Origin of the sequence: Vibrio sp. V43_P6S15P86, from assembly GCF_009904725.1 — a bacterium.
Classification (GTDB): domain Bacteria; phylum Pseudomonadota; class Gammaproteobacteria; order Enterobacterales; family Vibrionaceae; genus Vibrio; species Vibrio diabolicus.
The window spans coordinates 1-10,295 of the sequence record NZ_WXWT01000049.1 but is presented as its reverse complement, the minus strand read 5'-3'; the positions used below and the strand labels follow the sequence as shown (position 1 = coordinate 10,295).

Below are 10,295 nucleotides of genomic sequence, written 5' to 3'. Positions count from 1 at the left end.
TGCTTACCATGTCGGGCTTTTAGTTATTTTTTAGCTTTTTTTTATGAGACTTAATTCATCAACTCGAGTAAGTCTTGTTCTGTTTTGATCTCGATACCCAGTTCTTGTGCCTTTGCCAACTTCGAACCTGCATTTTCACCAGCAAACAAAATATCCGTTTTCTTAGAAACACTACCTGTCACTTTTGCACCTAGGGATTGGAGGGCTTCTTTAGCCTCTGTGCGACCTAATTGAGAAAGTGTTCCTGTCAATACGACTGTCTTACCTTCTAACGGTAGCTCCCCTACCTGCTCAGTAGTATTAATCTCTGGCCAGTGGATCCCTTGTTCAAGCAAATCTTTAACCACCGCTTGGTTCTGCTCTTCACTGAAGAAAGTCGTAATATGTTGAGCAACCACAGCACCGATGTCTTGCACTTCAATTAACTGCTCTTCGTTAGCATTTTGGATGGCTTCCAACGTTTTAAAGTGCATTGCTAGGTTTGCGGCGGTTGCCTCGCCAACTTCACGAATCCCCAGCGAATACAAAAAGCGAGGTAACGTTGTTTCTTTGGATTTTTCTAACGCATTCACAATGTTCTGCGCAGACTTTGGCCCCATGCGATCTAATACCGTTAAAATCCCCGCAGATAACTTAAATAAGTCAGCAGGAGTTTTCACCATCTCACGGTCAACAAGTTGCTCGATCACTTTATCGCCTAGACCGTCAACGTCTAACGCTTTACGAGACACAAAGTGTTTTAGCGCTTGTTTACGTTGGGCTTGGCAAACTAAGCCACCCGTACAACGTGTTACCGCCTCTCCTTCGATCCGCTCAACATGCGAACCACAAACCGGACACTGAGTTGGAAAAATAATATCTCGCGCTGTTTCTGGTCGACGCTCTTTGATGACAGAAACGACTTGAGGAATAACATCACCCGCTCGACGAATCACAACGTGATCACCGATCTTAACTTGCAGACGTTCTATCTCATCTGCGTTATGAAGCGTCGCATTACTTACCGTTACCCCGCCAACAAATACAGGCTCTAGTTTAGCAACAGGTGTAATCGCACCAGTACGACCGACTTGGAATTCCACCTCATTCAACGTCGTCATTTCTTCCTGAGCCGGGAATTTGTAGGCAATCGCCCAACGTGGAGCACGAGCAACAAATCCAAGACGCTCTTGCACGGCAATATCGTCAATTTTAATGACGACACCATCGATCTCATAAGGAAGGGCATCACGACGCTGCAAGATATCTTGGTAGTAAGCTTTTACATCTGCCAAGCTTTCAACTCGCTTGGTCTCCGGGCACATTGGTAATCCCCAAGATTTAATTTGCAAGAAGCGTTCGTAGTGACTTGCCGCCAATTCCGCGCCTTGCACCACGCCTACACTGTATGCATAGAAGCTAAGGGGACGAGAAGCAGTAATGCGTGAATCCAATTGTCGTAAGCTACCTGCCGCAGCATTACGTGGATTAACAAAGATTTTCTCGCCTTTCTTCCTTGCTAATTCATTGAGCTTTTCAAACCCAGCTTTCGGCATAAAGACTTCACCACGAACTTCAAGACGATTTGGCCAGTCATTACCCCTGAGTTTTAAAGGAATGGCTTTAATCGTACGTACATTTTCTGTGATGTTCTCGCCAGTAGTGCCATCGCCTCGTGTTGCCGCCTGAACTAAAACACCGTTCTCATACAGTAAACTAACTGCGAGTCCATCCAGTTTCGGCTCACAACAGTATTCTTTCACACTCTGACTGCCCACCCGCTCTTGTGCTCGCTTATGGAAACTATCAAGTTCGCTGTCATCAAACGCATTATCAAGCGAAAGCATCGGTACTTCATGTGTCACTTGGCTAAACGCAGAGAGAGGTTGTCCACCGACACGTTGACTTGGTGAATCTACGGTAATTAAATCAGGGTTCTCAGCTTCAATATCCAGGAGCTCTCGCATTAAGCGGTCGTACTCGGCATCAGGGATCTCTGGGTTATCTTCCACGTAGTAACGCACAGCGTGGTAATGCAACGACTCTTTTAGTTCTTCTAATCGCTGAAGTACTGATTCAGACATAGTAAAGCCCCGTGTATTTTCAATCGGTGAGGTTGGGAAATCCAAGAAAAAGGGCTCCATCCGGAGCCCTATTATTATTTGCTGTTAAGATTATGCGTTAGCGGCATTAAACTCAACTATTTGACGTCGATAAGACGCTAAACGGTCTGGCGTCATTAAGTTACGCTGGTCATCAAGAACGTTGCCACCTAAATCATCAGCAATTTGCTGCGCAGTTCGGAGCATTAAGTTGAAGTTCTGTTCAGCCTCGCCATAACATGGCAATGTCATGAAGAATGAAATACCCTTCGTTGTAAACTCAGCAGGATCAGCATGCTCAAACGTACCAGGGTGCATCATATTAGCGATGCTAAACAACACTTTGCCGTTACCGGACAAGTCGACATGACGGTGGAAAATATCCATCTCGCCATAAATTAAGCCGTTTTGTTGCATACTTTCAAATAAAGCAGTACCAACAAATGGCTCTTCACCCGCACAGTGCACATTCAATACAATCACTTGCATTTCAGGTTCTGGCTTTGGCTCTTCCTTAGGCTCTGCAACGACAGGCTCACTAACCGTTTCGACTTGCTGTTCTTTCTCAGCAATATCAAACGCGGCGGGAATAGCTTCTTCTTCCACAGCAGACTGGAGTGGCTCTTCAGCTACTGGTGCTTGAACAACAGGCTCAACGTCCTCTTCTTTATCTTTTTCTGCAACAAATGAAGGGATGTCATCTGGCTCCTGCTGTGTCTGTGTTACTTCAGATGGACCACCGAATAGCGGGTCAGATTCAAATTTGTTGTCGAAAGAACTCGCCATCCCAAAATCTGGTTCTTTGCGATCTTTACGAATGATCTCAAAGTCATCTTCAGGAGCGGGAGCGAAGTCTCGTTCTTTCTCGACAAGATCATTTTTGTCCCCTTGGTCAACATCCAGCTTACCAAGCGGCTTGTTACCAAACTTTGCTTTGCCTTCTTTTTTACTGCTCCACAAACCATGAAACAGCAATGCCGCGATGGCTAATGCGCCAACAACAATGAGTACGAATCGCAATTCCTGCATTATTTACTCTCAATATACTTGTTTTTACTACTCGCAGTTCCTTGAGCAGCAACCCAAGTGCAATAAATCTGAATGATACGTTTACTTTACCAAAACTATATGTAGATTTAGAACAACTTAATGCAAGAAGTTCCGTTTTTTGTTGTGATTCTTGCCACGATTCCACTTAACAAGACGTCATTTGTCAGGGCATTGAAAGAAAAGCCCTCACAGGTACAATGAGTTTTCATTTACACGAAGCCAAAATAGACATGAAGCAAAACAATCAGCAGAGAACCGGATTCGGTTATTTTCTATACGGGATACAATTGGCACTTGCCCCTAAAATCAGACGCTTTGTCATCTTACCTCTACTTGCAAATATCTTGCTTGTGGGTGGTGCCATCTTCTATCTATTTTCAAGCCTTAATATATGGATCGAAGACTGGATTGGGCAGCTGCCTGAGTTTTTATCCTGGTTAACTTACATTCTTTGGCCTTTACTCGCTCTGACGATACTCGCTACCTTCTCCTATTTTTTCAGCACGCTCGCGAACTTTATCGCCGCGCCATTCAATGGCCTCTTAGCTGAAAAAGTGGAAGAGTACTTAACGGGACAAAAAGTAAATGATGATGGTTTCACTGCCGTCCTGAAAGATGTTCCTCGCGTTTTAGCTCGTGAATGGAGAAAGCTCCTTTACATCTTACCTAAAGCAATAGGCCTATTTCTGTTATTGCTCATCCCTGCCCTTGGACAAACAGTAGGCCCATTTTTATGGTTTATCTTTACCGCCTGGATGCTCGCGATTCAATATTGTGACTACCCGTTTGATAACCATAAAATCCCATTTAACGACATGCGTTACAAATTGAAACAAAAGCAAGGTAAGGCCTATGGCTTTGGGGTATTGGTGTCTGTGTTTACGACGATCCCAATTTTGAACCTCATTGTCATGCCTGTAGCAATATGTGGCGCAACCGCTATGTGGGTGGCGGAGTTTAAGCACCAACGATAGTCGATTAGAGATTAAGGAAAGGGATCAGCGCCAGCTTTTCCCTTTTCTTTTATCGAGTTCTGGGCCAACCTAATAAGATATAACTTTTTAATCCTTTTCCCTTTTTTTCATACCGCATATTCTTCTATCCATATTCACACAACGTGTAATGAAGGAACATCACTATGAGCAAAATCTACGAAGATAACTCTCTTACTATCGGTAATACACCTCTCGTTCGTCTAAACAAAGTAAGCAAAGGCAAAGTTCTCGCGAAAATTGAAGCGCGTAACCCTAGCTTCAGTGTTAAGTGCCGTATCGGTGCAAACATGATTTGGGAAGCAGAGAAAGCGGGGCTTCTTAAGCCAGGTGTAGAGCTTGTAGAACCTACCAGTGGTAACACAGGTGTTGCTCTAGCATTCGTAGCGGCCGCTCGCGGTTACAAGCTAACATTGACCATGCCTGAATCAATGAGCCTAGAACGCCGTAAGCTACTTAAAGCACTGGGCGCTAACCTTGAGCTGACTGAAGCGGCGAAAGGCATGAAAGGGGCGATTGCTAAAGCAGAAGAAATCGTAGCAAGCAACCCTGAGAAGTACCTACTTCTTCAACAATTTGACAACCCTGCGAACCCAGAGATCCACGAAAAGACTACGGGCCCTGAGATTTGGGAAGCGACAGACGGTGAAATCGACGTATTCGTTGCTGGTGTCGGTACGGGCGGTACTATCACAGGTACAAGCCGTTACATCAAAGGTGAAAAAGGTAAAGCCATCACTTCTGTCGCAGTTGAGCCAGCAGAGTCTCCAGTTATTGCACAAGCACTTGCTGGCGAAGAAATCCAACCTGCTCCGCACAAGATCCAAGGTATCGGTGCGGGTTTCATCCCAGGTAACCTCGATTTAGACATTATTGACCGCGTTGAACAAGTCACCTCAGAAGAAGCGATTGAGATGGCTCGTCGCCTAATGGAAGAGGAAGGTATCCTAGCTGGTATCTCATCTGGTGCGGCTGTTGTTGCAGCCAACCGACTTGCAGAACTCCCTGAATTTGAAGGAAAAACAATTGTAACCGTTCTACCAAGTTCAGGTGAGCGTTACCTAAGCACAGCACTCTTTGCAGGTATCTTTACCGAAAAAGAGAACCAACAATAATATGTGTTCAAATCAATTTTTAGTTTAAAAAAGCCCCGTTTAGGGGCTTTTTTGTTGATCCCTGCCCTACCTTTGGTAATATCAGGGTGTTTTATTTCTAGCTTCAAAATAAAGAAGCAGAACACAAAAAGGTTTCAAAGTGATTACGCACGCAAACAGTTGCGTAGTTACCAAACTTTTGACTAGTATCAGAACTGACGCGCTTTGAACTCTTCCCGTGCTAGCGCACAAGATGTAAAGCAGTTAAGCTAAAATCTAGTCACAAACTAACAAAAAAATACATTTATTGGGGTATATCACATGTACGAGAAGCAAGTAGAAATCACAGCAGAAAACGGCCTTCACACTCGTCCAGCTGCACAGTTTGTTAAAGAAGCAAAAGCATTCGACGCAGACATCACTGTGACTTCTAACGGTAAAAGCGCTAGCGCTAAGAGCCTATTCAAACTACAAACACTAGGCCTAGTAAAAGGTACTCAAGTAACTATTTCTGCTGAAGGCCCACAAGCTCAGCAAGCAGTTGACCACCTAGTTGCTCTAATGGACCAACTACACTAATCCGGTCTCCTACTCCAGAAGCCATTTTGTGAAAGCAAAATGGCTTCGTTGGAAATAGGCTCAAAACTAAGCTAAAACTATTCGTTAGCGCACCCATTATTCTCCCGTTTTATAAAGTTGACCAAACTTAAGGTAAGGCTATGATTTCAGGCATCCTAGCATCTCCTGGTATTGCAATCGGTAAAGCACTACTACTTCAAGAAGATGAAATTGTCCTAAACACAAACACTATTTCTGACGATCAAGTAGAAGCTGAAGTTCAGCGTTTCTTCGACGCTCGTAACAAATCTGCAGCTCAGCTAGAAACTATCAAGCAAAAAGCGCTTGAAACGTTTGGTGAAGAAAAAGAAGCGATCTTTGAAGGTCACATCATGCTTCTTGAAGACGAAGAGCTAGAAGAAGAGATCCTAGCACTTATCAAAAACGACAAGATGACTGCGGATCACGCTATCCACTCAGTTATCGAAGAGCAAGCATGTGCTCTTGAGTCACTAGATGACGAATACCTAAAAGAACGTGCAACTGACATCCGCGATATCGGTTCTCGTTTTGTGAAAAACGCACTGGGTATCAACATTGTTTCGCTTAGCGACATCAATGAAGAAGTTATCCTAGTTGCTTACGACCTAACGCCATCTGAAACGGCACAAATTAACCTAGACTACGTACTTGGTTTTGCTTGTGATATCGGCGGCCGTACATCTCACACTTCAATCATGGCTCGCTCTCTTGAGCTTCCAGCTATCGTTGGTACTAACGACATCACGAAAAAAGTTAAGAATGGCGATATGCTGATTCTTGACGCGATGAACAACAAGATTGTTGTTAACCCATCAGAAGCTGAACTAGAAGAAGCGAAAGCGGTTAAAGCGGCATTCCTAGCTGAAAAAGAAGAGCTAGCGAAACTGAAAGACCTGCACGCAGAAACGACTGACGGTCACCGTGTAGAAGTTTGCGGTAACATCGGTACAGTGAAAGACTGTGACGGTATCCTCCGTAACGGCGGTGAAGGTGTTGGTCTGTACCGTACTGAATTCCTATTTATGGACCGTACTGCACTTCCAACTGAAGAAGAACAGTACCAAGCGTACAAAGAAGTTGCGGAAGCAATGAACGGTCAAGCTGTGATCATCCGTACTATGGATATCGGCGGCGATAAAGATCTCCCATACATGGATCTTCCAAAAGAGATGAACCCATTCCTAGGCTGGCGTGCTGTACGTATCAGCCTGGATCGTCGTGAAATCCTTCGTGATCAGCTACGTGGTATCCTACGTGCGTCTGCACACGGTAAACTGCGTATCATGTTCCCAATGATCATCTCTGTTGAAGAAATCCGTGAGCTTAAGAAAGCGATCGAAGAGTACAAAGAAGAGCTACGCGCTGAAGGCCACGCATTCGACGAAAACATCGAAATCGGTGTTATGGTTGAAACTCCTGCTGCTGCAGCGATCGCACACCACTTAGCGAAAGAAGTATCTTTCTTCTCTATCGGTACAAACGACCTAACTCAGTACACGCTAGCGGTTGACCGTGGTAACGAGATGATTTCTCACCTATACAACCCACTATCACCAGCTGTACTTACTGTGATCAAGCAAGTTATCGACGCTTCTCACGCAGAAGGTAAATGGACTGGTATGTGTGGTGAACTTGCAGGTGACGAGCGTGCAACACTTCTACTTCTAGGTATGGGCCTGGACGAGTTCTCAATGAGCGGCATTTCAATCCCTAAAGTGAAGAAAGTAGTTCGTAACTCTAACTTCGCAGAAGTGAAAGCAATGGCTGAAGAAGCCCTTTCTTTACCAACAGCTGCAGAAATCGAAGCAGTGGTAGAAAAGTTTATTGCTGAGAAAGCTCAGTAATCGGTAGTACCAAGTAATTCAATACTTAATGGCCATTAGACGGCGAAAAAAGTCGTCTAATGCGCTATATTGGTATACTATAATTCGACAGAATAAAACCAAACCTTAGGAGCATGACACAATGGGTCTGTTTGACAAACTTAAGAAGCTTGTATCTGATGACAGCGCTGACGCTGGTGCTATCGAAATCATCGCGCCACTTTCTGGTGAGATTGTAAACATCGAAGACGTGCCAGATGTTGTTTTCGCTGAGAAAATCGTTGGTGACGGTATTGCTATCAAGCCAGCAGGCAACAAAATGGTAGCTCCTGTAAACGGTACTATCGGTAAGATCTTCGAAACTAACCACGCATTCTCTATCGAGTCTGACGACGGTGTTGAGCTTTTCGTTCACTTCGGTATCGACACAGTTGAACTAAAAGGCGAAGGCTTCACGCGTATCGCTGAAGAAGGTCAAACTGTTAAAGCTGGCGACACTGTAATTGAATTCGATCTAGCTCTTCTAGAAGAGAAAGCGAAGTCAACGCTAACTCCAGTTGTTATCTCTAACATGGACGAAATCAAAGAGCTGAACAAGCTTTCTGGTTCTGTGACTGTTGGTGAAACTCCAGTTCTACGTGTAACTAAGTAATTTTTACTTAGCCGAACACGAAAAAACGCTGCCATTGGCAGCGTTTTTTATTACCTGAAGTTTATGCTTTCTTACCAGATTCAACTGAGTAGACCAAGTGCCGAACTCGGCCTTTGCTTTGCCTGAGCCAATAACGCAGTTGTCGCATCTTGGAGCACTTGAGAACGTACCATTTCCGTAGATTCTCTTGCGAAGTCTGTATCTCTTATTCGACTCTTGGATTCCGTAACACTCCGATTCACGGTATTTAAGTTATCCACCGAACCATTTACACGATTCTGAAAGCTGCCAATTTCACTTCGGTGCGAATCAACGTACTTGATCGCTGCATCAATCACCCCAATTGAAAGCTGCGCCTTACCAGCCGTCGACATATCGATGTCATCCATTGTGACTAATTGACCAGTGCTTATATCAAGCTCATCCGCTAAACTGCCTTCTAACTCCACTCCTTCTGGCGTATTCATCGTAGAGGCAAAGAATTGCAGTTCATTGTTTTCCGTTACTGAGGCACTCACTACCGATTGTTGAGCATTGATGTAAGTGGCGACCTGTTCTATGCGATCACCCAATTTGAGCCCAATGGATTCCGTTTGGGTTTGCCCTTTACTGTCTTGGTATTCGACTTTTAGAGTTTGGTTATCTTTAGTGACTCGCCAATCTTTATCGACCGCATCACCAACATAATGCTGCCCTCCCATCTCTGGGATATGGCTACGCATGTTACGTAACGTCAAAGAGATTGAATTAGCGTTCGCGCCAATATGGAAGCTTTGCGAGCCATAAGAACCATCAAATAAATTTTTATCCGCAAATGTTGTCGTGATCGCGACACGATCAAGCTCATCCTGCAGCGCTACGACCTCGTATTGGATGCTTTGTCGGTCACTGGTATCGTTACTACCATTTGCCGCTTGAAGCCCTAGAGAGCGTAACCGTTGCAAAATATCACTGCTCTCATGTAACGCGCCTTCCGCGGTTTGCGCGACCGAATAAGCATCGTGCGCATTTCTTAAGGCGACATCAAGCCCTCTCGTTTGCACATGGAGAGTATTGGATATCTGTAAACCTGCCGCATCATCACTCGCCGAGTTAATTCGAAAACCAGAAGTTAGGTTGCGTTGTGACTCGACGTTTTGCGCTGCCGCTTGACTCAAGTGTCTCTGCGCCACCATCGCGGCAACATTGGTATTTAAAGAGACCATCTAATCGATATGAGTGCCTTGTCGAACATCCTGTTGGGACGCATCTAAACGTTATAGCCGATAAGCAAAAAAGCCAGGGATGAGCCTGGCTTTTGTATCTTGTCTTATCAAGGTGATTAACCTAGCAGACTTAGCGCTGAGTTTGGCGCTTGTTTCGCTTGCGCAAGGATTGAGCTTGACGCTTGCGATAGAATTTGTGACTTGGTCATTTGAGTCGTTTCTTTCGCGAAGTCAGTATCTTTGATACGGCTCTTCGACGCGTTCACGTTCTCGTTAATGTTGTCCAAGTTGCTGATTGCATGGTTGAAACGGTTCTGGAATGCACCCAGCTCTGCGCGGTGGCTGTCTACGTATTTCAGTGCCGCATCGATGATAGCCACAGATTCTTGTGCGCCACCAACTGAGGTTACGTCGATAGTATCTACTGTTACTTTTTTACCTTCGCCCAAACCTAGCTCGCCAGATAGGCCGCCTGAAAACTCGACTTCGCCTTCGACTTTGTTGTTGCCAGCAAAGATTTGCAGTTTACCGTCTTGGTCTACTGAGGCTTTCACTAGGTCAGTTTGACCGTTAATGTAAGTCGCAAGCTCTTCGATATCGTCACCTGCTTTTGCGCTGATGTTGATTTCTTGCTCTTGGCCGTAGCTGTCCGTTAGGTTGATTTTTAGGTCGTTCTTACCTTCAGCAACGTTCCAGTCTTTACCTTTACCACTTTCAGCTTGGTAGCTCACACCGCCCATCATTTTGTTGTCTGAACGCATGTCTTTTAGCTCAAGCATCACGGCTTCACCGTTATCC

General features: G+C 44.8%; 9 protein-coding genes. 5 read left to right on the top strand and 4 right to left on the bottom strand.

Features of this window, described 5'->3' with window-relative positions; translation table 11 throughout:
* Positions 1-50 precede the first annotated feature (50 nt).
* Together ligA and zipA are read right to left on the bottom strand one after the other, a co-directional pair.
* Positions 51-2,063 carry an NAD-dependent DNA ligase LigA gene (ligA, locus tag CAG69_RS02380; protein WP_041852978.1) on the bottom strand — a complete coding sequence of 671 codons (2,013 nt, stop codon included), beginning with the start codon at positions 2,061-2,063 and terminating at the stop codon, positions 51-53.
* A gap of 90 nt (positions 2,064-2,153) precedes the next feature.
* Positions 2,154-3,110, bottom strand: a complete 957-nt coding sequence (gene zipA, locus CAG69_RS02375) for a cell division protein ZipA (protein WP_161442554.1) — start codon at positions 3,108-3,110, stop codon at positions 2,154-2,156.
* Between the two features lie 251 nt (positions 3,111-3,361).
* Here zipA and cysZ point away from each other — a divergent pair, with 251 nt between their 5' ends.
* From cysZ to crr, 5 genes are all read left to right on the top strand, one after another.
* The gene (gene cysZ, locus CAG69_RS02370; RefSeq protein ID WP_161442552.1) at positions 3,362-4,105 is read left to right on the top strand and encodes a sulfate transporter CysZ; all 744 of its coding nucleotides are present in this window, start codon (positions 3,362-3,364) and stop codon (positions 4,103-4,105) included.
* Between the two features lie 164 nt (positions 4,106-4,269).
* Positions 4,270-5,238: a cysteine synthase A gene (cysK, locus tag CAG69_RS02365; RefSeq protein WP_005382045.1), complete on the top strand. Its 969-nt coding sequence runs from the start codon at positions 4,270-4,272 to the stop codon at positions 5,236-5,238.
* A gap of 300 nt (positions 5,239-5,538) precedes the next feature.
* The gene (locus tag CAG69_RS02360) at positions 5,539-5,796 is read left to right on the top strand and encodes an HPr family phosphocarrier protein (RefSeq protein WP_005382043.1); all 258 of its coding nucleotides are present in this window, start codon (positions 5,539-5,541) and stop codon (positions 5,794-5,796) included.
* 140 nt (positions 5,797-5,936) lie between these two features.
* A complete protein-coding gene (gene ptsI / locus CAG69_RS02355) occupies positions 5,937-7,661 on the top strand; it encodes a phosphoenolpyruvate-protein phosphotransferase PtsI (protein ID WP_005393100.1) in 1,725 nt (574 codons plus the stop codon).
* Positions 7,662-7,782: 121 nt separating this feature from the next.
* Positions 7,783-8,292: a PTS glucose transporter subunit IIA gene (gene crr / locus CAG69_RS02350; RefSeq protein ID WP_005382041.1), complete on the top strand. Its 510-nt coding sequence runs from the start codon at positions 7,783-7,785 to the stop codon at positions 8,290-8,292.
* 80 nt (positions 8,293-8,372) lie between these two features.
* Here the strand turns inward: crr and CAG69_RS02345 are convergent, their stop codons facing one another.
* Together CAG69_RS02345 and CAG69_RS02340 are read right to left on the bottom strand one after the other, a co-directional pair.
* Positions 8,373-9,497, bottom strand: coding sequence for a flagellin (locus tag CAG69_RS02345; protein ID WP_053807086.1), 1,125 nt, complete (start codon positions 9,495-9,497; stop codon positions 8,373-8,375).
* A gap of 116 nt (positions 9,498-9,613) precedes the next feature.
* A partial coding sequence (locus CAG69_RS02340) for a flagellin (protein WP_272925874.1) occupies positions 9,614-10,295 on the bottom strand: 682 nt, incomplete at its 5' end.

Coding starts and splice junctions, on each gene's coding strand:
- crr (WP_005382041.1), top strand. CDS start 7,783: ATGGGTCTGTTTGACAAACTTAAGAAGCTTGTATCTGATGACAGCGCT.
- CAG69_RS02360 (WP_005382043.1), top strand. CDS start 5,539: ATGTACGAGAAGCAAGTAGAAATCACAGCAGAAAACGGCCTTCACACT.
- ligA (WP_041852978.1), bottom strand. CDS start 2,063: ATGTCTGAATCAGTACTTCAGCGATTAGAAGAACTAAAAGAGTCGTTG.
- ptsI (WP_005393100.1), top strand. CDS start 5,937: ATGATTTCAGGCATCCTAGCATCTCCTGGTATTGCAATCGGTAAAGCA.
- cysK (WP_005382045.1), top strand. CDS start 4,270: ATGAGCAAAATCTACGAAGATAACTCTCTTACTATCGGTAATACACCT.
- CAG69_RS02345 (WP_053807086.1), bottom strand. CDS start 9,497: ATGGTCTCTTTAAATACCAATGTTGCCGCGATGGTGGCGCAGAGACAC.
- cysZ (WP_161442552.1), top strand. CDS start 3,362: ATGAAGCAAAACAATCAGCAGAGAACCGGATTCGGTTATTTTCTATAC.
- zipA (WP_161442554.1), bottom strand. CDS start 3,110: ATGCAGGAATTGCGATTCGTACTCATTGTTGTTGGCGCATTAGCCATC.